Below are 24,644 nucleotides of genomic sequence, written 5' to 3'. Positions count from 1 at the left end.
CTCACCGCTCCTTGACCAGTGCCGCGTACGCGCCGCCGCGCGCCACCAGCTCCTCGTGCCGCCCGCGTTCGACGATCGTGCCGTGCTGGAGTACGACGATCTCGTCGCTGTCGCGCACGGTGCTGAGCCGGTGCGCGATCACCACACAGGCACAGCCGCGCTTGCGCAGGTTGTCCATCACGACCTGCTCGGTCTCGGCGTCCAGCGCGCTCGTCACCTCGTCCAGCACCAGGATGCTGGGCCGGCGCACCAGGGCCCGAGCGATCTCCAGGCGCTGGCGCTGCCCGCCGGAGAAGTTGCGTCCGTCCTGCTCGACCTTGCTGTGGATACCGCCGGGGCGGCGCATGACCACGTCGTACAGCGCCGCGTCACGCAGCGCGTCCACCACCGCGTCGTCGGGGATGGACGGGTCCCACAGGGCCACGTTGTCGCGGACCGTGCCCTCGAAGAGGAAGACCTCCTGGTCGACGAAGGAGACGGAGGCCGCGAGCGCACCGCGCGGGATGTCCTCGATGCGCTGGTCGTCGATGCGGATGACGCCCTCCCAGGGGGTGTACAGGCCCGAGATCAGCCGGGAGACCGTCGACTTGCCGCTGCCGGAGCCGCCGACCAGGGCCACCTGCTGGCCCGGGCCGACGGTCAGGTCGAAGCCGGTGAGCAGGGGCTTGTCGAGTGGGCTGTAGCCGAAGGTGATGTTCTGCAGCTCGACGTGGCCGTTGAGCCGGCGCGTCGACTCGCCGGCGCCGGGACGGCCGTAGAGTGGGTCCGCCTCGAAGTTCTCCACGTCCTTCAGGCGGGCCACGTCGGCGGCGAAGTCCTGGATGCGGCCGGCGACGCCGTTCAGGCGGGTGATCGGGGCGGTGAAGCGGGTGACCAGGGCCTGGAAGGCGACCAGCAGGCCGACGGATATGCCGCCCTCGACCGCCCGCATACCGCCGATCCAGAGGATGAGCGCGCTGTTGAGCGTCGCGAGCGTGGGCGCCACCACGCCCAGCCAGGCGCTCGGGACGCCCAGGCGCTGCTGCTCCTCCAGCGTGGTGGCGTGCTGTCCGGCCCACTTGCGGAAGTAGCCGTCCTCGCCGCCGGTCGCCTTCATCGTCTCGATCAGCTGGAGGCCGGTGTACGCCGTGTTGGTGAGCCGGGCGTTGTCCGCGCGCAGCTTTGCCGTACGGGTCGCGCGCAGGCGGATGACGACTCGCATGGCGACGACGTTCAGCAGGGCGACGCCGATGCCGACGAAGGTGAGCTGGGGGTCGTAGGTGTAGAGGAGGAGCGCGTAGAGCACGACGACCACCGCGTCCACGCCCGCCGCCGCGAGGTCGCGGGCCAGCGTCTCGGCCACCGCGTCGTTCGACTGGAGGCGCTGCACCAGGTCGGCCGGGCTGCGCTGGGAGAAGAACGTCACCGGCAGCCGCAGCAGATGGCGCAGGAAGCGGGCGCTGGAGAGGGTGGAGGAGATGATGCGGCCGCGCAGCAGGTTCGCCTGTTGCAGCCAGGTCAGTACGAGGGTGAGCGCGACGCAGGTCCCCATGGACGCGAACAGCACGCTCAGCAGCGAGGTCTGGTTCCCGATCAGGAACTCGTCGATGTAGGTGCGGCTCAGTGCGGGCACCGCCGCGCCGACCACCACCAGCAGCAGGCTCGCCAGGACGGCGGCGGGCATCGTGCCCGCGGTGCCGCGCAGCCGGGCCGGCATCGCGCCGAGCACGCCCGGCTTGCGGCCGCCCTTGCTGAAGTCCTCGCCGGGCTCCATCACGAGGACGACGCCGGTGAAGCTGCCGTCGAAGTCCTCCATGGGCACGAAGCGGCGGCCCTTGGCGGGGTCGTTGATGTAGACGCCGCGGCGGCCGAAGCGGCGGCCCATGCCGTCGTAGACGACGTAGTGGTTGAACTCCCAGAACAGGACGGCCGGTGTCTTCACCTCGGCGAGGGCGGCCGTGTCCATCTGCATGCCCTTGGCGGTCAGCCCGTAGCTGCGGGCGGCCTTGAGCAGGTTGCTGGCGCGCGAGCCGTCGCGGGAGACACCGCACGCGATGCGCAGCTCCTCCAGCGGGACGTGGCGGCCGTAGTGGCCGAGCACCATCGAGAGGGAGGCGGCGCCGCACTCCACGGCCTCCATCTGGAGCACGGTGGGCGTGCGGACCGTCTTCGAGCGCCCCTTGGGCACGGGGCGCTTGGGCGGGGCGGCGCGGCGCCTGCTGCGCGTCTCCTGTGCGGCGCTCACGGCAGCAGCCAATCGACAGGGCGCTGGTCGGTCAGCCGGATGGAGGCCTCGGCCATGGTCATGGAGGTGAGGGAGAACGGCGGCCCGTCCGCGGACGACCACTTGTAGCCGCTCTTGGTGCTCGACTCCTTGTCAAGCTTCACCAGTACGGCCACCGGCCTGCCGTCCTTCGTGAACTGCTCGCCCAGCTGGTTGTCGCCCAGGAACGCGGCGATCTGCTGCGCCGACTGCGCGGAGCGGTCCACCGACTTCACATGGCCGCGCAGGACGCCGTACTCCTGGGTGGGCACCGAGGAGACGGTGAGGTCCACGGCGGCCTTGTCGGGGATGGAGGCCGCGTTCTCGGCGGGGACGTACACCGTGGCGTACAGCGGATCCTTGGTGTGGGCGACCTTCTCCACGGCGGCGACGTTCGCGCCGGTGGAGATGATCTGTCCGATGGTGGCGGCGAGCGCGGTGACCCGGCCCGCGGCGACCGTGCGGACGACCGCGTCGCCCTTGGCCGTGCGGACCTTCAGTACGGGGGAGTTCGCCGGGAGCCGCTGGCCCTGCTCGGCGAGGACGGCGGTGACCTGGCCGGCGACGGGGCTCTGCAGGATGTAGCTGCCCTGGCCGTGGGTGAGGATGGCGGGCGCGCCGACCGTGGAGGCGACCGAACCGGTCACCGCCCATACGGACGCGGCGGCCATGACGACCACCGTCACGCAGAGCACCAGCCAGCCCTGAGGGCGGGCGAAGCGCACCGGAAGGTCGAGTTCCTCCGGTGACTGGAGCTTGGCGAGGGCCTGTTGGCGGAACTGCACGGAACTTTCCCTCACCTGAGGATGAGTGGAGACCGGCTCGCATGGGCCGGTCGTGTTGCGGGTGGTGCCGGACTTGTTTTACGGCACCCGAGAGTCCCGGAGCCGGGGAACGGCTCCGGGACTCAGCGGTACAAAAGGCGCGATCAGAGACCGGCGACCAGACCCGAGACCGGGGCGGTGTTCAGGCCGGTGACACCCTCCACGGTGCCGACGACCGTGTCGACCAGGCCGGAAACCGGGGCGATGCCGTTGACAGCGTCGAGGGCACCGTTCACGGCGTTGACCTGCAGGCCGCCGGAGACGTTGTCGAGCTCGGCGTCGGAGATCTCGACGGTCGCAACCTGGGGGGTGGAGTTCATGATGGAACTTCCCTTCCTAATGGGTATTTCATAAGGGGGAGCGGCCCCCTCTGGGGACAGATGACGGCCGCGACCGCAGGCACCCGGCGCCCGTTTCCGAAAAGCCGTTAACGGCCCCTGCGGTGCGATGGATCAAAGCACGCTGCGGGTACGGGCTTCCAATCAAACTTCGGCCTCACCAGGGCACTTTGATCTCAGCGGCATCGATCCGTGCAGACGCGGGCACGTCTTGTCGGCGACTTCTTCACATGCGTCACAGCATCGGCTCGGGCGAGCTGTTGCATCGGCTCGGGGAGGACCCGGCCGGTGCGGCGGCGAATCCGACACTCCCGCCCCAAGGGGGTGACCGTGGGTAGCACCTTGTGCAGAACCCTGGGCCAGGGTGACTTCGTTGAGTATTGAATGTGCAGATTCCCTGAAGCCAGGATTCCGATCGGTGTTCACAACCGACCGCTACCGATCGGTAGCGGATCGTGTCAGCCCAGTAGTGCGTACACCGTGCTCGCCCGGGCGGCGATGTCTCCCGACCCCTCGGCGGTCATCGTGATGTCGGCGAACGCCATACGACGGCCCAGCTTGGTGACGACCGCTTCGATCAGGACATCCGAACCGATCACGGCGCGCTGGAAGGACGTCGACTGCTGCACCGTCGTCATCGGCCCGTACGCCCCGCGCGCCGCCGACACCGCGATCACGGTGGCGGTGTCGGCGGCGGCCATCAGCGCCTGCCCGGACAGTGCGCCGCCCTCCCGGGCGAGCCCGTCCGACCAGGGCATTCGCAGGATCGCGCGGCGTTCCTCCACCGCCTCGACGGACAGGCCCAGTTGAAGGACCCAGGGGGCGAAGTTGGCGGAGAGGATCTTGTCGGCTTCGGCGGTGGTCATCGTCATATGGGGGATTGTTCCCGCCGCCGGACCCGCGGGCGCGGTCCTTGGCCGATTCGGTGTTTCGAGCGGGGCGCGCGCAAACGGAGTTGAACACCCCGTGCGACCCGTGCGTACCAACTGCCAACCAGGCGCCCCGAAAAGCCGCCGGACGAACGGCGGCACAGACCCCGTCCCCCAGGAGGTCGAGAAGTTTGAGTCACAAGCGAATTCCGAAGCGCAAGGCCGCGATAGCCGCGGGAAGCGTGGTGGCGCTCGGAGCGGCCGCGATCCTGCTGCCGAACGCCAACGCGTCCCAGGACGGCGCGTCGAACGACGCCGCCGCCCCCAAGACCCTGAAGGCGGCGGCCGCGTCGGATCTCGCCTCGCAGCTCGCGGGACTGCTCGGCGACGCCTTCGCCGGTTCGTACTACGACGCCGAGAGCCGGCAGCTCGTCGTCAACGTCGTCCCCGGCGACAACAACAACGTGATCGTCCAGGCGAAGAAGGCCGGCGCGAAGGTCCGCGAGGTCGAGAACAGCCTGTCCGAGCTCGAGTCCGGCGCGCAGACCCTGAAGTCCGAGGCGACCATCCCGGGCACGGCCTGGGCGGTCGACCCCAGAACGAACAAGATCCTCGTCACCGCCGACAGCACCGTCACCGGCGACAACTGGGACCAGCTGGAGTCGACCGTCCAGAGCCTCGGCTCCGGCATGGCGACCATCAAGAAGTCGGCCGGCACCTTCAAGACGTTCCTCTCCGGCGGCGACGCCATCTTCGCCGGCGGCTCACGCTGCTCCACGGGCTTCAACGTCACCGCGGGCGACGGTTCTCCCGCCTTCCTGACCGCCGGCCACTGCACGCTCGCCGGCAATGAATGGTCGGACGCCGAGGGCGGTCAGCCGATCGCCACCGTCGACCAGTCCACCTTCCCCGGCGACGGCGACTTCGCCCTGGTCAAGTACGACGACCCGGCGACCGAGGCGCCGAGCGAGGTCAACCTCGGCGACCAGACCCTCGCGATCAGCCAGGCCGCGGAGGCCGAGGTCGGCCTCCAGGTGTTCCGGATGGGCAGCACCACCGGGCTGAGCGACGGTCAGGTCCTCGGGCTCGACGCCACCGTGAACTACCCGGAGGGCACGGTCACCGGGCTCATCCAGACCGACGTCTGCGCCGAGCCCGGCGACAGCGGCGGCTCCCTGTTCACCCAGGACGGCCTGGCGATCGGCCTCACCTCCGGCGGCAGCGGTGACTGCACGGTCGGCGGCGAGACGTTCTTCCAGCCGGTGACCACCGCCTTGGAGGCGGTCGGCGCGACCCTCGGCGGTGACGCCGCGGGCGGCGCGGGCGCGGGTGAAGAGGCTGGAGCCGGTGAGGAAGCCGGTGCCGGTGAGGAAGCGGGCGCCGGTGAAGAGGCCGGTGCCGGTGAGGAAGCGGGCGCCGGTGAAGAGGCCGGAGCCGGCGAAGAGGTCGGTGGTGAGGAAGCAGGTGCCGGCGAAGAGGTCGGCAACGGCAACGCCGACGGCACGGGCAACGGCCTCGGCGAGATCGTCGGCAACGGCGTAGGGAACTGACGCCCTGACACCGACGCACGGATCCGAGTGATCCGGACGAGAACGTGGTCCGGCCCTCCGGCGGGAGGGCCGGACCGCCGCGTCTGCGGGGGCGCCGGCCGCACGTCGTCGACAGCCGGGTCGTCAGCCCCGCGCCCGCAACAGCAGCAGCGCCACGTCGTCGACCCGCTCCCGCACCGACGCGGCATGCTGGATCAGCAGATCGGCCAGCTCGTCCAAAGGACGCTCCCCGAACTCCGTGAGCACCTGGCCGAGGTCGGCGAGCGCGTCCTCGATGTCGACGCCGGGGGACTCGATGAGCCCGTCGGTGTAGAGGACGAGCACACAGCCCGGCGCGAGGTCGACCTCCGTCGTCGGATAGGTGGGCGAGCCGTCGATGCCCAGCAGCGGGCCACCGGCGAGGTCGAGCACCCGCACCCGTCCGTCCGGCCGTCTCAGCAGCGGAGGCGGATGCCCGGCGCGGGCCATCACCGCGCGCCCGTGTTCCGGGTCGAGCCGCAGGTACAGACAGCTGGCGAACAGGTCGGAACCGAGGTCGAGCAGCAGCTGGTTGGTGCTGCGCATGACCTCCTCGGGCGCCTGACCGACGGTCGTGTACGCGCGTACGGCGGTGCGGATCTGGCCCATCAGACCGGCCGCGGTGACGTTGTGGCCCTGCACGTCCCCGATCACCGCCGCCGCCGTCAGGCCCTGCTCCGTCGGCACCAGGTCGTAGAAGTCGCCGCCGATCTCCATGCCCTGCATGGCGGGCAGATAGCGCGCGGCCGCTTCGACGCCGGGCAGCGTCGGCAGCGAGTGGGGGAGCAGGGCGGCCTGCAGGCCGTGCGCCAGCTGGTTCTTGGCGTCGTAGAGCTGGGCCCGCTCCAGCGCCTGTGCGATCAGCCCGCCCAGGCTGTTCAGCACCGCCCGCTCGTCCGCCGGGAACGGATGCGGCTCGGCGTAGGCGAGCACACAGGTGCCGACCGGCCGGCCGGAGGCGATCAGCGGCAGATACGCCCAGGCCGCGAAGCCGTCGGGAGTCGCGTGCCGCGCCGGATACAGGCGCTCCAGCTGCTCCTGGGACTCGAAGAACGCGGGCACCCCGGTGCTCAGGGCGTGCGTGCCCGGGGTCTGCTCGGTCAGCGGCATTCCGTCGAACCGCTCCACGATCTGCGGATCCGGATAGCCGCGGTGACCGAGCACATGCAGCCGGCCCGCCCGCGAGCCCAGCACGACCAGCGCCTGGCTGCCGACGGCCGGCACGATCTCGTCCGCGACCAGCTGCACCACATCCTGCACGCCAACCGCCTCGGTGAGCGCACCGGCCAGGCTCAGCACCTGGGAGATGGTCACCAACCGGGCCGGCGCATCGCCGGGCTGTGGTCCGCTACGCCCCATCTCGGCCACCGCGCGGGCCCTGCTGATCCGTACGCTCAGGCCGGTCGTGCTCGGATACATGCGGAAGGACAGCCAGTCGCCGGGCGGGCGCAACGCCACGAACGACGTCGTGTGCTGGCTCATCAGCGCGGCCCGGTAACGGTCCTCGTACACGGGGTCGTTGAGCCAGGGCACCGAGGCCCACAGCTGGTTGCCGAGCAGCCGGTTGGCCGGGACGCCGATCAGCTCGGCCGCCGCCGGGTTGGCGAAGCTGATCCGGCCGTGCAGATCGAGCGAGCACAGCCCGTACGGCAGCCGCGACACCATCCGCGCCGCCTCCACCGTGCCGAGCGTGCCGGCCGCGCCGCCGAACGCGGGCCCGCCGAGCAGATCGGGTTCGGGCAGCGGCGGGCGGCTGTCCTCCTTGGCGCGCTCCAGCCGCACCGCGAGCCGCCGGCAGGCCGCCGTCAGATGTTCCCGCTCCCGCTCCGACAGCTCCGGAGGATGCGAACCGGGCCAGGTCACGAAGATCGCGCCGTAGACCGTGGTCTCGGTGGCCACGGGCAGCGCGGCCAGCGCGAACGGATAGGGCAGGACCACGGCGATACGCGGATACCGGGCCGCCATGTCCTCCTCGCCCCCGACCCACACCAGCCGCCGCTCACGCACCGCCTCCGCGACCGGGATCGGCGCGCTCAACCCGACCCGCTCCCACGGTGCCGCGAAGGCCCGGGGCAGCCCCGCCATCACCGCCATCTCCAGTACGGGCTCGTCGGGCGCCAGCAGATACACGGCACCGGAGTGCGCGTGCACGTCGTCCATCATTGACGCCAGCGCCAGGGACAGCAGCGGTCGGCCGACCCGCGTCCTCGCGGCCGCCGGCGCCTGGGCGGACGTCTGCCCGTCGGACACGCCGACCACCTCCTCGCACGGGCGCGTCCCGGAGGCGACCCGAGCCGCTCACGCGCGCCGGGCCCCAGGGCTCAAATCTCCTCCCTCACGGCGCTTCGCGCACGGCGAGCGCCCAGCGGCACGCCCGGCGCCACCCCGGGCGGGGCCGTGCACGGGCACACGGGCACGGCACGGCGAGCTCCGCCGCGTACCCCCTCGGTCCCGGGTCATGCCCCCGCAGTCGAAGCGCGGGGCAGCGTACGGGCGCCGCGCGTGCGCCCCCGCGCACCCTGATGGCCGGTTCTTCGCGCCCAGTGGTGGTGCCGAACACGAACAATGGGGCACGCGCTTTCTCACCACGGAACCGGTGTACGGCGAGTCGAAGGGACGGGAAGTGATCCGGGTGCTTCTGGTGCACGACACGTGTCTGGTCAGATCGGTCCTGGCGGAGTGGCTGCGCAAAGAACCCGACCTCGGGGTGTTCGACGCCTCCTGGCAGAGCGCGCCCGGACGTCTGCGATCCGTGCGGCCGGACGTCTGCGCGGCCGACCTCGACTGCTCGGACACCTACGGCATCCCGCCGCTGGGCGACCTCCGCACCCGTGAGGTGGGCCGCACACCGCCCTCGCTCCTCGTGCTGGCCAGCGCGCACCGGCCGGGGCTGCTGAAGCGGGCCGCCGAGGCCGGGGCGCTCGGTTATGTGGACAAGGAGGGCTCGCCCGAGCAGCTCGTGCAGGGGATCCGGCGCGTTGCCGAGGGAAAACGTTTCGTCGACGATTCGCTGGGCTTCGGTTTCCTCAAGGCCGCCGAGATGCCGCTGACCCGGCGGGAGCTGAGCGTGTTATCCCTCGCCGCCGAGGGAGCCTCGGTGGCGGAGATCGCGGGGAGCCTGCATCTGTCCCATGGGACCGTGCGCAACTACATGGCGGCCATCACTCGCAAGACCGGGGCCCGCAATCGCATCGACGCGATCCGGATCTCGCAGGGGGAGGGGTGGCTCTGACGACTCGGGCGTCCAGCTGCCCACGAGAGCGCGGTACGACGCCGAGCGGCACACGAGTTCGTCGTGGGTGCCGTACGCCGTGTGCCGACCGTCCATGACGAGTACCCGGTCCGCGCGGCGGGCCGAGCTGATGCGATGCGCGACGACCACCAGGGTGCCGCCCGGCCGCTCGGCGAAGGCCCGTTCCGCGCGCTCCTCGGCCCGCGCGTCCAGGTGGCAGGTCGCCTCGTCGAGCAGGGCGAGCGGGGCGTGGGAGAGATAGGCCCGGGTCAGGGCGACGAGCTGCCGTTCGCCCGCGGAGAGCACCGCCGGATCCACCGTCGCGGCCGGCCCGCCGAGCGCCTCGAACAGCGGCAGGAGCCCCACGGCCTCGGCCGCCGCGACCAACTCCGCCTCGGGCACGGGATCCGGCCGCAGATGCCCGAGGTTCTCGGCGAGCGTGCCGGTGAACACGTACGCCTCCTGCGGGATGAGCACCCGCAGCGCCGCAGCCTCGGGCCCCGGCACCGGATGCCCGCAGAGCCGGACGGTGCCACGCCCCGGCTCCAGCAGCCCGGCGACCAACGCGGCGAGCGTGGACTTCCCGATACCACTCGGGCCGACGACGGCCAGGTGGGCACCGGGGCGGAGGGTGAGGTCCAGGTCGTCGATCACGGGGGTCGCGTCGGGGCCGTAGGCGAAGGTGACGGAGCGGAGGGAGAGGACGGGCCGGCTGGAGGATGCTTCGGCGGGGTGGGTGGAGGGCGCGGGGGTTCCGTCGGCGGGGCGTGTACGGGGCGCCGAATCCGGGTCGGCCCTGACCTCATCCCCGTCCCCTGCCCCGGCCCCACCTGCGGAGGAGCTTTCGCGGGTCAGGCGTCGCAGTACCACTGCCAGGCGTGAGCCGCTGGTGCCCAGGCCGTGGACCAGGTTGTGCAGGGCGGGGAGCAGGGACTGGGTGACATAGGCGAGGGCGCCCACTAGGGCGCCGGCGGTGACGCCGTGGTCGAGGAGCCAGGGTGCGCAGGCGAGGAGCAGCACGATCGGGAGTTGGCCGCCGAGCGCGAGCGAGACGACGCGCAGGACACCCCAGCGGGCGAGGGAGCGGGCGGCCCGGAACTCGGCGTCGACACGGTTCCCCGTGGCGGCGGCGACCCGTTCCTCCGCGCCGGCCGCCGTGATGTCCCGCAGCCCCGGGCAGACGGCGCCGAGCCGGTCGGCCAGCGCCTCGTCGGCGACGAGGAACGCCTCCTGGCGGCGGGCCAGCGGTCGCAGCGTCGCCGCGAACAGGCCCAGACCCGCGGCGAGCGGAGGCCCGACGACCAGCAGGAGCAGCGGGTCGAGCGACACCAGGCCCGCGACGGCGCCGACCGCGGTGAACACGAACGAACGCGACACCATCACCAGCCCGGCGAAGGTGTCCCGCGCGATCTCGACCTGCTGGGTCAGCCCGGACAGCGCCCCGGCGTCCGCCTCCCGCACCCCGCGTGAGACGACCCGAGCGACCAGCCGGTCCCGGAGCGGTTCGACCAGCGCGGCGACCGCGCCGTACACCCGCACGGTGCCGTACGCACCGACGAGCACGCCGAGCCCGGCCACCCCCAGCCAGGCGAGCCCGATCCCGGGACGCCCGGCCAGAAACCCGTCGTCCAGGGCGCGGGCGAGCGCGTACCCGGTGAGGAAGGTCTGCCCGGTCTCCAGGACGGACCAGCCGGCCAGCCGCACCACGACCCGCCACCGGTCCCGCAGGAAGCGCAGGCCGCGCCGGTGGACACCCTCGGTCATGGCCGCTTCCCATCCGCGAACTCTCCGTCCGCGAACTCTCCGTCCGCGAACACCGCCCGGTACTCGGGGATCTGCCACAGCCGCGCGTGTGGCCCCACCGCCCGCACCCGCCCCCCGTCCAGCCAGGCCACCGCGTCCGCGCGGGCGGCCGTGGCGGCGCGGTGGGCGATCAGGAGCCGGGTGCCGGCGTGCGGGCCGCCGTCGACCAGGGCCGCGGTGATGCGGGCCTCGGTCACCGTGTCGAGGCTGGAGAGGGCGTCGTCGAGAATCAGCAGACGGCCGCCGTGGGCGAACGCCCGGGCGAGGCCGAGGCGTTGGGACTCCCCGCCGGAGCGCGGGGCGTCGGCGACGGCGGTGGCGTATCCCCGGGGCAGGCGGCGTACGAAGTCGTCCGCGTGGGCCGTACGGGACGCCTCCCGGACGCGGGTGGGGGAGGGGGACGGAAGACCGAGACCGATCTCCTCCTCGATCGTGCCGCCCAGCAGGGCGGGGCGTTCGAAGGCGTGGCCGACGGCCCGGCGCAGTGCGTCGTGGGTGAGTGCGCGCAACGGCACCCCGTCGAGCAGCACCTCTCCGGCGTCCGGCTCGGCCAGCCGCCCGGCGACCGCGGCGAGCAGCGACTTGCCCGCGCCCGACCGGCCCACCACGGCGAGCGTCGTGCCGCCGGGCACCACGAGGTCGACGCCGTCGAGCACGGGACGCCCGCCGCGCCGGGCGGTCACGCCGCGCAGTTCCAGCCGGCCCGGGCCGGGCGGGAGCGAGCGGTCGCCGTAGCCGGGAGCGGCTTCGGCGAGCACCTCGCAGAGGCGGGCGGTCGCCGCCCGGGCCCGCGCCAGGCCCGCGAGATGGCCGACCAGCACGCCGACGCCGGTGGCGAGGACCGCGTACCGGGAGGCCGCGAGCACCTCGCCCACCGTCAGCCGGTGCCCGGCGAGCAGGACCCCGGCCACGGCGACGACGCCGAGTTGGAGCAGCGGGGCCACGGCGACGGACCGGCCCGCGGCCCGCCCCTGTACTCGCCACGTACGGTGCCCGGCGTCGGACAGTTCGGGCAACGGCCGCAGGATCCGTGCCGTCTCCCGGTCGGCCGTACCCGCCGCCTCGATGGTGCGATGGCCTCCGACGGCTTCCGAGAGGGCCTGCGCGATCCGGCCCTGCGCCTGCTGGTAGCGCGTCACGCATTCCCTGGTGTCACGGGCGAAGGCGCGCAGCAGCAGGGCCAGCACCGGTGCCCCGGCCAGCAGCACGGCCGCGAGCCACGGGTCGATCAGAGCGAGGGCCACCACGCCACCGACGGGGCCGGCGAGCGCGGCGAGCAGAGAGGCCCGGGCGGTCGGTGCCGTGCCGGCCTGGGCGGCGTTGCCGACGAGGCGCGCGACGAGGTCTCCGGGGCCGAAGCGTGCGGTGGCGCGCGGGCCGACGGCCAGGACATGCCCGGTCAGACGTCGGCGCAGCCAGGCGGTGGTGCGGGCGTCCACCGTGCCGCCCAGCACGGTCTCGCAGGCGTCGAGCAGGGCGAGCAGTACGACGATCGCGGTGCAGTACAGCACCCAGCGGGTCGCCGGGGCCCCCGTCAGCAGCAGGTCGAGGGTGTGTCCCAGCGCGGCGGGCAGCAGCAGACCGGCGCCGGTCGCGGCCGTGCTCACCAGGCACAGGACCAGACAGCGGGCGGGGGCCGGACCGAGCGGCCCGGGCAGCGTCCTGATGGCTTGCGTCATGGGGCCGCTCCCCTCACCCCTCGGTGTGTGCAGGACCCCGGGCGGCCCTTCCCTCGCGGGAGCGGACCGCCCGGAGTCATGGGCGCACGATGGTCGTCAGAGACAGAGCGTCAGGCTCGCCGCGCTGACGCAGGACAGCAGGCTGAGCGTGCTGGCGCCGCCGCCCGTGTGCTCCTCGGACTCCATCGCCTGCAGGTCGAGAAGTGCCATGTCGTCTTCCTTCCTATCGGTGTCGTCCACCCGTGGGGACGGGTTGTGTCACGGCTCCGTCAGGTCGCGGAACCGCGTTCTGTGGGCCGCCCGAGCGGCGGCAGGAACGGCAGGTGAGCGGTGGCCGGATCGCCGGGGGCCGCGTGGGCCGCGCCGAGCGCGAGCAGGCACCCTGCCGTTCCGGTGGCCAGGTCCATCGACAGCCGCATCATCTGGTGGCCGGGAAAGGCCAGTTGGCCCTGGTAGTCCATCGAGAACCAGCCGAGCCCGTCGATCTGTTCGGCGAGCCGCTTCCCGCTCGCGCCGGGTGTGTCCGTGCGGGCGAGGTGCAGGATCATCCCGGCGCGGCCCTGGAAGAGGCCGGGCTGCACATAGAAGCGGCTGGTGGCGGCGGTCAGTATCCCGGCGCGGGCCCGCTCGAACTCCCCGTCGGTGTCGGCGCCGTGGGCGAGGTAGTCGTCCAGGACCATCCCGATGCCCGCGCTGCCCTCACCGAGGTACGGCAACGTCCGCCAGCCCTCGTCCACCTCCAGCGAGCCGCTCGGGTGGGTCAGGCAACATTCCAGGTCCCGGCGCAGCGCCACTTCGGCGGCCCTCAACAGCAGGGGCTCACCCGTGCGTTCGTACTGCCGCAGCAGGAAGAGCGCGGGACCGGTCGCCCCTCGCAGCAGCCCGGCCCGGCGCCGCTTCGGGGTGTCCGCGAGGGGCTGCGCGAGTCGTCGTACGAGGATGTCGGCGACCTCGGCGGCATGGTCCTGCAGCTTCGACTCGCCGGTCGTGCGGGCCAGTTCGCCGAGGACCAGCCCGAGTCCGGCCAGCCCGCCGTGCAGGTCGGAGGAGAGGTTCTGCCACCGTTCCGCGAGGACGCGCTCGACCAGGTCGAGGGCGCGCTGCCGGTGACCGAGCCGGTCCAGGACGTGGGCGACGCCCGCGAGACCGTCGTACAGCCCCAGCGGTGTGCCCGTCGGCGGCGGCGCGGTCCGGGCCAGCAGCCAGCGCTCGCCCTCCTCGTACCGCTCGGCGCCGACCGCGTCCAGCGCGTACAGCACCCCGGCCGCGCCGTGCGCGAGCCCGAGGCCGCCGCCGTCGTTGAACTGCGTGATGTCGCCGGGGAAGAGCCGGTCGTCGCGCTCCGGGGTCGCCGAGGCGAGCAGCGCCTTGACCATGGAGTCGCGGCTGTACGGCCAGTCGCCCGGTTCGACGAAGGACGGCGCGCGCACGGTGGTGTCCCGGGTGATCTCCGCGACCGCATCGTCGAGGAACTCCTTCGGCACGTCCGGGAACTGACGGAGAATCACCTCCGCCAGGTGGGCCGCCTTCCCCCGGTCCACCACGAACAGCGTGGTGACCGGCAGGAACAGGGCGAGCCGCAGACAGGCCAGCGCGTAGCGGTCGACGTCGATGCCCTTGCGGTCCGGCGGGGCGAAGAAGCCGGGGTGGGCGACCACCTGCCGGCCGTTCTCCTCGACCGGCGCCGCCGCCTCGAAGTCGAGCAGGGACACCGACTCCTCGTCGGGGCCGACCATGATGTTGAAGACGTGCAGGTCGTTGAAGACGATCCCGCGCGCGTGCACCGCCTCCACCGCCCGCTGCACCGCCCCGTGGATGCGCACCGCCCACGCCGTGTACTCGGCCACCGCCTCCGGGTCGGGGTCCGGGGTGAGCAGCGGATGCCGCTCGGCGAAGAACGAGTTCAGCGGGCGCCCCTCAAGGAAGTCCATGACCAGGAACCGGTGGTCGCCGAGCGTGAACCAGTCCCGCACCTCCGGCACCACGCCCGTTCCCGCCACCTGCTCCAGGGCCGCCTTCTCCCGCTCCAGCCGTGCGATCGCGTCCGCCCCGTCGGCGGCCAGCCCCGCGTGCGGCCGCCCCTCCTTCAGCACGACCTTGCGCCCGTCCCGGCTGTCGGTGCCCGCGTACACCCCGCCGCCGTTGGAGAAGTGCAGCGCCTTCTCGATGCGGTACGGCAGCTCGCCCACCGTCGTGGTGTTGCGGGCCGTCAGATGCGGCTCCAGGAACGCCGGCAGCGTCACCCACTCCGGCACCTGGAAGGAGGGCGCCCGCCGGTCCGGCACCCGCTTGCCCTCGCCGTCCACCACCGCCGGCACGAGCGAGCCGCGCTCGTCGACGACGAAGGTGCGGGCGAACGCGCCGTAGCGGACGTAGAGCGGGCCGTCGTACCACCGCAGATCGGTGAGGATGTACGGCCCCTCGAAACCCTCCAGGAGCATGCCGAGTTCGCGCAGCACGACATGTAACTGCTCCTCGTCGGCGGGGTAGATCGTCACGAACTTGCCGCTGGTGTCGCGGGCCGCGTACTTGGTGTTGCGCAGATGCAGCAGATGCGGGGCGGGCACGAACTTGAACGGGATGCGCCGGGGGACGCAGTAGTCCCACACGATCGCGGCGATCCGCTCCGCGTTGGCCCGGGTGGCCGAGGCATGGATCTTCCAGCCCTGGGCCGGGCCCGGCACCGGCTCCCCGTCCGCGTCGAGCGGCGTGAGCGTCAGCCAGTCACCGATCCGCGCCGCGTCCCAGCCCTCCGGCACCTCACGCCGGGCCGTCTCGTAGCCGAGCCCGGTGCCGGGCGTCTGTGCCGGCATGCGTTCAGGCGTCTCGTAGAAGTGCCGGTCGGCGAGCGCGTACACCTCGTACCGCTTGTCCATGCGTCCCCCTCCGTGGCCCGACGCCGAGACTTCCAGCGGCCGGGCGGGCACGGACAGTCATGCCTGTCACGAGATCACCGTGCGGAACGCATGCGTCAAGAACTGTTCGGAGGATTTCGAGTGCGGCCCTCGTCGACGCTTCATCGAACCGTCACAGGGGCTGCGCAGGTGTCTCATAAGCGCTGTAATGGCGGACGTGGTCAATGAGGGCGCCGCGGGACGCAGGACGAGGAGTCTGCGCGCCGAAGGTGCCCTGAAGGCGCTTGCCGTCGAGCCGGACTCGCCCGAGCGGCTGCGCCGGGTCCTGGAGCAGGCGCTCGTCTTCAGCGGAGCCGCCTTCGCCGCCGTGTACACGCCGAGTGAGGACGGCGAGCTGCTGTGCCTGATCGAGTCCGTGGGCGTGCCCCGGACCCTGTACGGACTGCGCGACGGCTACGCCCCGGCCGGACGGTCCCCGGTCGCCGACGCCCACCGCACCGGCCGCTCCGTGTGGCTCACCCCGCAGGAGCTCGCCGACTCCGCGGAGTCGCGACGGACGCCGTCGCGGGACTTCCACCTCGCCGTCCTCCCCGCCCATGGCGACGACGGCGGCGGCTGTGTGCTGGCCGTGAGCGAGAGCCCGGGCGGCTTCGACACCGAGGACCGGGTGTGCCTGGAGCTGGTCGCCGAGGCCGTCGCGTTTCCCGCCCTGCCCGCGGCCGCCGAGGGCGGCGAGCTGCCGGCGGGCGCGTTCAGCCTCGCCATGGACAGCGGCCGCGTCGAGGTCGGCGACGACATCCTGGAGCTGTTCGGCCTCGGCCCGGAGGACTTCGACGGCAAGGTCGAGACCCTGCTGGGCCTGACCGTCCCGGAGGACCTGCCGTCGCTGATGTCCGTCGTCGAGGCCGGCCACATGTCCATCGGGGAACGTGAGCTGGAGTTCCGGGTCCTGCAGCCCACCGGACCGCCCAAGTGGCTCAGGCTGCGCGGCCGGCTCCTGCCCGGCGGCGAGGGCAGCCCGGCCCGCCTCGTCGGCACCGTCGCCGACACCTCCACCCTGCGCGCCGAGGTCACCGACGTGGCCCGCGTCCAGCGTCTCGCCGCTGCCCTCGCCACCGCCGGCACCGTCCGGGACGTCAGCCACGCCGTGGTCACCGCCCTGCGGGGGCCGCTGCGCGCCGACCGCATCGCCCTCGCCGAGCTGGAGAACGACCGTCTCGTCGTCACCGTCCTCGACCCGCCCGAACCCGAGTCCTGGCCGGAGCTGTGGCGCCTGGAGTGGCGTACCGAATGGCCCGACGCGCCCGTGCGCGCCATGCCCACCCTCGCCGCCGCCCTGCGCGAGGGCCGCGCCCAGATCTGGCCCGCCGGCAGTGCGCTGGAACCGGCCCTCGCCGACGTCGGTCCCGGCGGCCTGGCCGTCCTGCCGCTGCCCGCCGGGGGCCGCATGGCCGGCGCCTGTCTGATCGGCTGGGACGCCCCGCACGACTTCGGCCCCGACGAACGCGCCCTGCTCACCGCCTCCGCCGGCCTCGCGGGACAGGCCCTGTCACGCGCCCACGCCTTCGACGCCGAACACGAACTCGTCGGCATGCTCCAGCGCCAGCTGCTGCCCCGCCGCCTGCCCAAGCTGCCCGGAGCCGAGGCCGTCGCCCGCTATCTGCCCACCACGGCAGGACTGGAGGTCGGCGGCGACTGGTACGACGTGATCCCGCTGTCCGACAACCACGTGGCCCTCGTCATCGGCGACGTCCAGGGCCACAGCGCGGCCGCCGCCACCCTCATGGGCCAGATGCGCACCGCGCTGCGCGCCTACGCCGCCGAGGGGCACCCGCCGGACGTCGTGGTCCACCACGCCAACCGCCTCCTCATGGACATGGAGACCGACCTCTTCGCCACCTGCGCCTACGTCGACGTCGACCTGGAGGAGGGCTCCGCCTGGTGCGTGCGTGCCGGACACCTCCCGCCGGTGCTTCGCCACCCGGACGGCAGCACCGAGATCGTCGAGGCGGAGGGCGGACCCCCGCTCGGAGTGATGCGGCAGGCCGACTTCCCGATGAGCCCGCTCAGCCTCCGGCCGGGCACCGTGGTCGCCCTTACCACCGACGGCCTCGTCGAGTCCCCCGACGCCGACATCGACGCCGGAATGGACCGGCTCGCCCATGGCCTCGCCCGCTCCGACCCCGCCCACCTCGGCCTCGTCGCCGACGCCCTGCTCCTGGGCGCACGCCGCAGCGACGACATCGCCCTGCTCCTCATGCGCTACGACGGCATGGCGGTACGCCCGCTGCGCGAGAGCTGGACGGTGTGGCGTGTCCCGCAGGCCGCCGGCCACGCCCGCCGCTTCACCCGGCGCACCCTGCGCTCCTGGGGCTTGCCGCCGCAGGACATGGATGCCGCTCTGCTCGTCGTCTCGGAACTCGTCACCAACGCCCTTGTGCATACCGACGGCCGGGTCCGCCTCGACCTCACCCTCGTCAATCGCCGGCTGCGCGTGGCGGTCGCCGACGCCTCACCCCGCACGCCGGTCAAACCGGCCGGCATCAGCTGGGAGGCCACCGGCGGCCGCGGCCTCCTCCTGGTCGAGGCCATGTCGGCGACGTGGGGAACGGTGCCGGTCAGTGGCGGAAAACAGGTGTGGAGCGAGATCGCCCTGGGCGGGTGAGGCCGACTTCCGGTGCACGCCCGGCGGCACGGCAGTTGGGAACAAGCCAACCCCGGCACCGTCAAATCGGCGAAATCGGGGCTAAGGTGAAGCAGATGAAGGCTCTCGTGCTGTCCGGTGGCGCCGGTACGCGCTTGAGGCCGATCACGCACACTTCGGCCAAACAGCTCGTGCCGGTGGCCAACAAGGCCGTGCTCTTCTACGGGCTGGAATCCATCGCCGCGGCCGGCATCACCGACGTCGGCGTGATCGTCGGTGACACCGCCGAGGAGATCCAGGACGCCGTCGGCGACGGTTCCAAGTTCGGTCTGGAGATCACCTACATCCCTCAGGAACGGCCGCTGGGACTGGCCCACGCCGTCCTCATCGCCCGCGACTACCTCGGCGACGACGACTTCGTGATGTACCTCGGAGACAACTTCATCGTCGGCGGAATCACCGATCTCGTCGAGGAGTTCCACGGCAACCGCCCGGACGCCCAGATCCTGCTCACCCGCGTCCAGGACCCGCGCTCCTTCGGCGTCGCCGAACTCGACGACGCGGGGCAGGTGATCGGCCTGGAGGAGAAACCGGAGCACCCCAAGAGCGACCTCGCCCTGGTCGGCGTCTACCTGTTCACGCCGGTGATCCATGACGCGGTCCGCGCCATCACCCCGTCCTGGCGCGGCGAGTTGGAGATCACCCACGCCATCCAGCACCTGATCGACGCCCGCGCCGACGTGCGCTGCACGGTCATCAAGGGCTACTGGAAGGACACCGGCAACGTCGCCGACATGCTGGAGGTCAACCGGACCGTTCTTGAGGGCCTCGCGCGCCGCATCGACGGCGACGTCGACGACGTGTCGGAGACCATCGGCCGGGTGGTCGTCGAGGAGGGGGCGCGCATCGTCAACTCGCGCATAGTCGGCCCCGCCGTCGTCGGCGCCGGCACCGTCGTCGAGGACTCCTACGTCGGCCCCTTCACCTCCATCGCGGAGAACTGCCGTATCACCGACAGCGAGTTGGAGTTCTCCATCGTGCTGCGGGACTCCTCGATCGACGGGGTGGGCCGGATCGAGTCCTCCCTCATCGGCCGGCACGTCGAGGTCACCCCCGCGCCCAGCGTCCCCAGCGCCCACCGACTCGTCCTCGGAGACCACAGCAAGGTGCAGATCCACACATGAACCTTCTCGTCACCGGCGCCGCCGGCTTCATCGGCTCGACCTATGTCCGCACGCTGCTCGCCCGCGACGCTCCCGGCGCGCCCGAGGCGCCCCGGATCACGGTGCTGGACAAGCTGACCTACGCCGGCACCCTGGACAACCTGGAACTCGACCATCCCCGGCTGGAGTTCGTGCGCGGCGACATCCTGGACGCCGAGCTGGTCGACAAACTGATGGCCGAGGCGGACGAGGTGGTGCACTTCGCCGCCGAGTCCCATGTCGACCGCTCGATCGCCGGCGCCGGCGACTTCGTGCTCACCAACGTGCTCGGCACCCAGACCCTGCTGGACGCGGCCCTGCGCTACGGCGTCGAACCCTTCGTGCACATTTCGACGGACGAGGTCTACGGCTCCGTCGAGACCGGCTCCGCCACCGAGGAGGACCTCCTGCGCCCCAGCTCGCCGTACTCCGCCTCGAAGGCCTCCTCCGACCTGCTCGCCCTCGCCTACCACCGCACCCATGGCCTCGACGTCCGCGTCACCCGCTGCTCCAACAACTACGGACCGCACCAGTTCCCCGAGAAGGTCGTCCCGCTCTTCGTCACCAACCTCCTCGACGGCGAGCAGGTCCCCCTCTACGGCGAAGGCCTCAACGTCCGCGACTGGCTGCACGTCGACGACCACTGCCACGGCGTCGAACTCGTGCGCACCAAGGGCCGCCCCGGCGAGGTCTACAACATCGGCGGCGGCACCGAGTTGAGCAACAAGGACCTCACCGCCCTGCTGCTGAAGGCCTGCGGCGCCGACTGGGACCGGGTGCGCCGCGTCGAGGACCGCAAGGGCCACGACCTGCGCTACTCCGTCGACTGGACCAAGGCCCGCACCGAACTCGGCTACCGGCCCCGCCACGACTTCGCGTCGGGCCTCGCCGACACCGTCGCCTGGTACCGCGACCACCGCGCCTGGTGGGAACCCCTCAAGCGCCGCGCCGGTGAGGAGCACGGATGAGGTGGCTGGTCACCGGCGCGGGCGGCATGCTGGGCCGCGACGTGGTCGAGGAACTCCGCGCGCGCGGCGAGCAGGTGACCGGACTCGACCACGGCGCCCTCGACGTCACCAGCCCCGACGCCGTCGACCGCGCCCTCGCCGCGCACCGCCCCGGCGTGGTCGTCAACTGCGCCGCGTACACGTCCGTCGACGACGCCGAGAAGGACGAGGAACGGGCCCTGCGCGTCAACGGCGACGGACCGGGCCTCCTGGCCCACACCTGCACCACGTACGAGGCCCGCCTGATCCACGTCTCCACCGACTACGTCTTCGCCGGCGACGCCCGAACTCCCTATGCGGAGAACCATCCCACCGCCCCGAACACCGCCTACGGCCGTACCAAACTCGCCGGCGAGCGGGCCGTACTGGACGAACTCCCCGGGGCGAGCGCCATCGTGCGCACCGCCTGGCTGTACGGCGTCCACGGCCGCAGTTTCGTCCGTACGATGATCGAGCTCGAGGCGAGCCGGGACACCGTCGACGTCGTGAACGACCAGCGCGGCCAGCCCACCTGGAGCGCCGACGTCGCCACGCTCATCGCCGACCTCGGCCCGCGCGTCGGCGTCGACGCCACCGGCATCGTCCACGCCACCGACTCCGGCGAGGCCACCTGGTACGACCTGGCCCGCGAGGTGTTCCGGCTCCTCGGCGCCGACCCCGACCGGGTGCGCCCCGTCACCAGCGAGGCCTTCCCCCGGCCCGCGCCCCGCCCCGCGTACAGCGTCCTCGCGCAGGGCCGCCGGCAACGGCTCGGCCTCACGCGAGCGCGCGACTGGCGCACCGCCCTGCACGAAGCACTGCCCCGGATCCGCAAGGAGACCCTTCGTGAAACGCCATGAGTTCCTGAAGGAGCTGCACAAGGTCAGCGGCAACCGCAACTACCTGGAGATCGGCGTCAACGACGGCCGCAGCCTCAGACTCTCCCGCGTCCCCACGATCGCCGTCGACCCCGCCTTCAAGGTCGTCACGGAGATCCGCTGCGACGTGCACCTGGTCAAGGCCACCAGCGACGACTTCTTCGCCCGCGACAACCCGCTGATCCACCTCAAGGGCGGCCGTCATCCCCTGCGCAACCTGCGCCGCGGGCGCAGTCCGCTCGCGTACTGGCGCCGGACCGTGCTCGACCTGTCGTTCATCGACGGCATGCACCTGTTCGAGTACGCGCTGCGGGACTTCATGAACATCGAGCGGCACTCCGACTGGACCAGCGTGATCGTCTTCGACGACATGCTGCCGCGCAACGTCGACGAGGCGGCGCGGGACCGGCACACCGGGGCGTGGACCGGGGACGTGTACAAGATCGCCGAGATCCTCGGGCGCTATCGCCCTGATCTGGTGACGGTTCTCGTGGACACACAGCCGACCGGGCAGCTCGTGGTGTTCGGGGCGGATCCCCGCAACAGGGTGTTGCGGGATCGGTACGACGAGATCATTGCCGAGTATGACGTTCCCGATCCGCAGAAGGTCCCCGAGACGATCCTGGACCGGGCGGGGGCGGTGGCGCCCGAGACGCTGGTCGAGGCGGGTTTCTGGCGGGCGCTGGCGCGGGCCCGCAGGTTGGGCGTGCGGCGTTCGCGGGGATGGGAGCCGCTGCGTGCGGCGGTCGAACGGGTTGCCGGCGGCAGCTGAACGGCTCGCCGGTGGTGCCGGGTCTGTCGTCGTTCGTCAGCGGCCGCGTCGTGGCTGGTCGCGCCCACGCGGCGGAGCCGCATGTGATACAGCCCCGCGCCCCTTGAGGGCGTCGCAAGCCGCGTACGACGGCAGCAGCCCCGTCCTCTCCGCCTCGGCCAGCGTCGGCGCCTGTGCGTCCTTGGGGGACAGGACCGGCGGGATGCCCTCGGGCCAGGCGATGTCCAGCTCGGGGTCGAGCGGGTGGACGCCGTGCTCACGCTCGGGGGCGTAGCCCGTCGAGCACAGATAGACCACGGTGGCGTCGTCGGTGAGTGCCATGAAGGCGTGCCCGAGGCCCTCCGAGAGGAACACGGCGTGCCGACTGTCGTCGTCGAGGCGCACGGCCTCCCACCGGCCGAAGGCCGGGGAGCCGACGCGGATGTCGACCACCACGTCGAGGACGGCACCGCGCACACAGGTGACGTACTTGGCCTGCCCGGGCGGCACGTCCGAGAAGTGGACGCCGCGCAGTACGCCTCGGCGGGAGACCGAGCAGTTGGCCTGGGCCAGGGACAGGTCGTAGCCGGTGGCCTCGCGGAACTCCTCGCCCCGGTACCACTCGTGGAAACTGCCCCGGTCGTCCGGGAACACCTTGGGCTCGAGCGCCCAGGCGCCTTCGATGCCAAGGGGGCGCATGCCGTCCGTCACCTCCTGCGGGCCCTGACGCGGGCCGCCGCCCGTCGCAGGGCCGTACCGAGACCGTGTCGTACCTTACGGGCGAACCGTCGCACGGCGCCCGGGCGCGCAGTCCGCACCACGCGCACTCCGTCGGCCCCGGCGCGCAGCGCCAACGGCAGCGTCAGGAACCGCGGGCCGGGAGCTCCGAGCGCCGTCCGCCAGGTCCTGCCCCGCATATCGCCGACGGGCAGGACGGCCTCCAACAGCGCCCCGGACCCCTGGGGGGACAGCGTGGCGGGCGCGTCGTGGTTGGCGCCGGACGAGGTGAGCCGGATCGATACCCCGGTGCTGTGGTCGGGGACGTACAGCGGGAGCGGTGCGCGCAGTCGGTCGCCCGAGACCGTGACGGCGTCCGGGGTGAGGGCGCCGAGGCCGACGCGGTGGGTGGCGCGGTCCACGTCCAGGGCGAGGTTCGCATGCGGTGCGGTCCAGTACGGCAGGACCACATGGCCGCCGACCACACCGGCGTACGGGGCGGGGCGGTCCCCGCGCGGGGCTGGGCCCAGGCGGCACTCCTTGGTCCAGCCGCCCAGCTTGACGCGGACGAAGGCGTCCCACAGGCCGTCGCCCGTGAGCGTGGCGGGGTCGACGGCGGCGGTCGCGCGCAGCACCAGCCGGACCAGGCCGTCGTCGCCGGCCGGCACCTCTTCCCGGGTGAACTCCACCGGCTGGAAGTACTGGGCACCGCTGGAGCGCTCGCGCAGCAGCAGGTCCGCGGTGGCCTTGCCGAACCGGGCCACGGTGTCGGCGCCCACCCAGGCGACGGCCGCGGCCAGGTCCCCGGGCGGGCCGTCGAGTGGCGTACGGGCCGGGTCGGCGGCGAAGGTCATCGGCTCACCGGCGGACGCGTACTCGGCCGAGAAACCGACTCGCAGCGTGCCGTCCTGCCATGCCACGCGCCCGGGGACGGCCGTGAGGGTGATGCCGGCCTCCCACTCGGCGAAGGCCTCGACACCGTCGTACCGGCCCGCGGCGATCAGCGCGGCGACGACCTGCTGCGTCGGCTGCAGCCCGGCCGCGACCCCGGGACCGAATCGCTCCACGACGACCTGGTGGATCTCGTCGAACAGCTCCCGACGGTAGTCCGCCGGCATGGCGAGGAACCGCCGCCCGCGCATCCGCTCGACCATCTCCACCCGCAGCCAGCGCCGGAACAGCCGGTCGCGCAGCGGGCCCGGCTCGGTGTGGCGCTCGACGACGTCCAGGGCCTCGCGCAGGTTCTTGAAGTAGCCGCCAGGGTCGAAGCGCTGGAAGCCGGCGTTCGAGGCGTCGTCCCGGCGGACGTGGTAGTAGCAGACGTAGTCGCTGAGCACCGAGACATTGCTCGCGCGCAGATACGCCTCGGTGACGAAGACGTGGTCCTCGAGGCGCCTTCTGCCCTCGGGGAAGCGCAGGCCGATGTCGTCGAGGAAGGCGCGGCGGAACATCTTGTGAGGGGTGAGGCTGTCGATCAGTGGCGCGTTCTCGACGGTGGCACGCGGGTGGTTGCGGCGGAACAGCTCGACCGGCACCGCGCGGCCCTTGCCGGCCATCTTGCCGACCACGACGTCGGCCCCGTTGGCCACTCCATAGGCGTGCATCCGCTCCAGGGCCTCGTCGCCGAGGTGGTCGTCGTGGTCCACGAACATCACGTACTCGCCCCGGGCGGCGGCGATGCCGACGTTGCGGGGCTTGCCCGACCAGCCGGAGTTCGGCTGGTGAACGACGGTCACCCGGGGATCCGCGGCGGCGAGCGCGTCGAGCCGGGCGGGTGTGTCGTCGGTGGAACCGTCGTCGACGAAGATCACTTCGTACTCGTCCGGCGGCAGCGACTGTCTGAGCAGCGAGGCTATGCAGTCCTCGACATACACCCCGGGGTTGTACACGGGAACGACCACGCTGACCTTGACCGGCATCGGGCTCCGAGCCCCCCCTGAGGGTCGCTGGGCGTTTGCGTCGGATTACGGCGCTCGTGGCCAAATCCTAATCCTGCCCCTGGATTTGTCCACCGATCAACCACCGCGACCACGCGTGCGGAACCGGCATCGGCGGA

17 protein-coding genes and 1 pseudogene are annotated in these 24,644 nt (G+C 72.3%); 7 read left to right on the top strand and 11 right to left on the bottom strand.

What is annotated here, in order from left to right; genetic code table 11:
* Position 1 precedes the first annotated feature (1 nt).
* The 4 genes from ACTMVF_RS35970 to ACTMVF_RS35955 form a co-directional block, all read right to left on the bottom strand.
* A complete protein-coding gene (locus ACTMVF_RS35970) occupies positions 2-2,224 on the bottom strand; it encodes an NHLP family bacteriocin export ABC transporter peptidase/permease/ATPase subunit (RefSeq protein ID WP_441275261.1) in 2,223 nt (740 codons plus the stop codon).
* Positions 2,221-3,027, bottom strand: coding sequence for an HlyD family efflux transporter periplasmic adaptor subunit (locus ACTMVF_RS35965; RefSeq protein ID WP_441275260.1), 807 nt, complete (start codon positions 3,025-3,027; stop codon positions 2,221-2,223). Before ACTMVF_RS35965 ends, ACTMVF_RS35970 begins: the two co-directional genes overlap by 4 nt.
* 143 nt (positions 3,028-3,170) lie before the next feature.
* Positions 3,171-3,386 (bottom strand): hypothetical protein, encoded by a 216-nt coding sequence (locus ACTMVF_RS35960; RefSeq protein ID WP_030052098.1) that lies wholly within the window; start codon positions 3,384-3,386, stop codon positions 3,171-3,173.
* Between the two features lie 476 nt (positions 3,387-3,862).
* On the bottom strand, positions 3,863-4,276 hold the full coding sequence (locus ACTMVF_RS35955) for a PaaI family thioesterase (RefSeq protein WP_441275259.1): 414 nt from the start codon (positions 4,274-4,276) through the stop codon (positions 3,863-3,865).
* 188 nt (positions 4,277-4,464) lie between these two features.
* On the opposite strand from ACTMVF_RS35955, the gene ACTMVF_RS35950 reads away from it, so the two are divergent.
* Complete coding sequence (locus tag ACTMVF_RS35950) at positions 4,465-5,823, top strand: S1 family peptidase (RefSeq protein ID WP_441275258.1); 1,359 nt, start codon at positions 4,465-4,467, stop codon at positions 5,821-5,823.
* Positions 5,824-5,946: 123 nt separating this feature from the next.
* Here the strand turns inward: ACTMVF_RS35950 and ACTMVF_RS35945 are convergent, their stop codons facing one another.
* The gene (locus ACTMVF_RS35945) at positions 5,947-8,100 is read right to left on the bottom strand and encodes a SpoIIE family protein phosphatase (protein WP_441275257.1); all 2,154 of its coding nucleotides are present in this window, start codon (positions 8,098-8,100) and stop codon (positions 5,947-5,949) included.
* A 199-nt stretch (positions 8,101-8,299) separates the two neighbouring features.
* Between ACTMVF_RS35945 and ACTMVF_RS35940 the strand changes: the two are divergent.
* Positions 8,300-8,989: pseudogene (locus ACTMVF_RS35940) on the top strand (LuxR C-terminal-related transcriptional regulator); the annotation flags it as partial.
* On the opposite strand, the gene ACTMVF_RS35935 reads toward ACTMVF_RS35940, so the two are convergent.
* The 4 genes from ACTMVF_RS35935 to lanKC all read right to left on the bottom strand — a co-directional run bounded on the left by ACTMVF_RS35935 (position 8,912) and on the right by lanKC (position 15,431).
* Positions 8,912-10,837: an ATP-binding cassette domain-containing protein gene (locus ACTMVF_RS35935; RefSeq protein WP_441275256.1), complete on the bottom strand. Its 1,926-nt coding sequence runs from the start codon at positions 10,835-10,837 to the stop codon at positions 8,912-8,914. The pseudogene ACTMVF_RS35940 and the gene ACTMVF_RS35935 overlap by 78 nt on opposite strands.
* On the bottom strand, positions 10,834-12,555 hold the full coding sequence (locus ACTMVF_RS35930; protein WP_441275255.1) for an ABC transporter ATP-binding protein: 1,722 nt from the start codon (positions 12,553-12,555) through the stop codon (positions 10,834-10,836). Before ACTMVF_RS35930 ends, ACTMVF_RS35935 begins: the two co-directional genes overlap by 4 nt.
* Positions 12,556-12,651: 96 nt before the next feature.
* Positions 12,652-12,765: a SapB/AmfS family lanthipeptide gene (locus ACTMVF_RS35925; protein WP_441275254.1), complete on the bottom strand. Its 114-nt coding sequence runs from the start codon at positions 12,763-12,765 to the stop codon at positions 12,652-12,654.
* A 59-nt stretch (positions 12,766-12,824) separates the two neighbouring features.
* Positions 12,825-15,431 (bottom strand): class III lanthionine synthetase LanKC, encoded by a 2,607-nt coding sequence (gene lanKC, locus ACTMVF_RS35920; protein ID WP_441275253.1) that lies wholly within the window; start codon positions 15,429-15,431, stop codon positions 12,825-12,827.
* 187 nt (positions 15,432-15,618) lie between these two features.
* Between lanKC and ACTMVF_RS35915 the strand changes: the two genes are divergently transcribed.
* The 5 genes from ACTMVF_RS35915 to ACTMVF_RS35895 all read left to right on the top strand — a co-directional run bounded on the left by ACTMVF_RS35915 (position 15,619) and on the right by ACTMVF_RS35895 (position 21,892).
* Positions 15,619-18,075 (top strand): SpoIIE family protein phosphatase, encoded by a 2,457-nt coding sequence (locus ACTMVF_RS35915; RefSeq protein WP_441275252.1) that lies wholly within the window; start codon positions 15,619-15,621, stop codon positions 18,073-18,075.
* A gap of 95 nt (positions 18,076-18,170) precedes the next feature.
* Positions 18,171-19,238 carry a glucose-1-phosphate thymidylyltransferase gene (locus tag ACTMVF_RS35910; RefSeq protein WP_441275251.1) on the top strand — a complete coding sequence of 356 codons (1,068 nt, stop codon included), beginning with the start codon at positions 18,171-18,173 and terminating at the stop codon, positions 19,236-19,238.
* Positions 19,235-20,224: a dTDP-glucose 4,6-dehydratase gene (gene rfbB, locus ACTMVF_RS35905; protein WP_441275250.1), complete on the top strand. Its 990-nt coding sequence runs from the start codon at positions 19,235-19,237 to the stop codon at positions 20,222-20,224. The genes ACTMVF_RS35910 and rfbB overlap by 4 nt, the downstream gene beginning before the upstream one ends.
* Positions 20,221-21,102 (top strand): dTDP-4-dehydrorhamnose reductase, encoded by an 882-nt coding sequence (rfbD, locus tag ACTMVF_RS35900; RefSeq protein WP_441275249.1) that lies wholly within the window; start codon positions 20,221-20,223, stop codon positions 21,100-21,102. The genes rfbB and rfbD overlap by 4 nt, the downstream gene beginning before the upstream one ends.
* Positions 21,089-21,892 carry a class I SAM-dependent methyltransferase gene (locus ACTMVF_RS35895; RefSeq protein ID WP_441275248.1) on the top strand — a complete coding sequence of 268 codons (804 nt, stop codon included), beginning with the start codon at positions 21,089-21,091 and terminating at the stop codon, positions 21,890-21,892. The genes rfbD and ACTMVF_RS35895 overlap by 14 nt, the downstream gene beginning before the upstream one ends.
* Before the next feature lie 36 nt (positions 21,893-21,928).
* Here ACTMVF_RS35895 and rfbC read toward each other — a convergent pair whose 3' ends face one another.
* On the bottom strand, positions 21,929-22,570 hold the full coding sequence (gene rfbC / locus ACTMVF_RS35890; RefSeq protein WP_441275247.1) for a dTDP-4-dehydrorhamnose 3,5-epimerase: 642 nt from the start codon (positions 22,568-22,570) through the stop codon (positions 21,929-21,931).
* Between the two features lie 8 nt (positions 22,571-22,578).
* Entirely contained in the window at positions 22,579-24,507 is a 1,929-nt protein-coding gene (locus tag ACTMVF_RS35885; RefSeq protein WP_441275246.1) for a glycosyltransferase family 2 protein, read from the bottom strand.
* Between the last annotated feature and the right edge of the window lie 137 nt (positions 24,508-24,644).

It is taken from the genome of Streptomyces sp. SD31 (assembly GCF_052068475.1).
Lineage (GTDB): Bacteria > Actinomycetota > Actinomycetes > Streptomycetales > Streptomycetaceae > Streptomyces.
The sequence above is the reverse complement of the archived record's forward strand: the minus strand, read 5'-3'. Positions and strand labels throughout refer to the sequence as shown.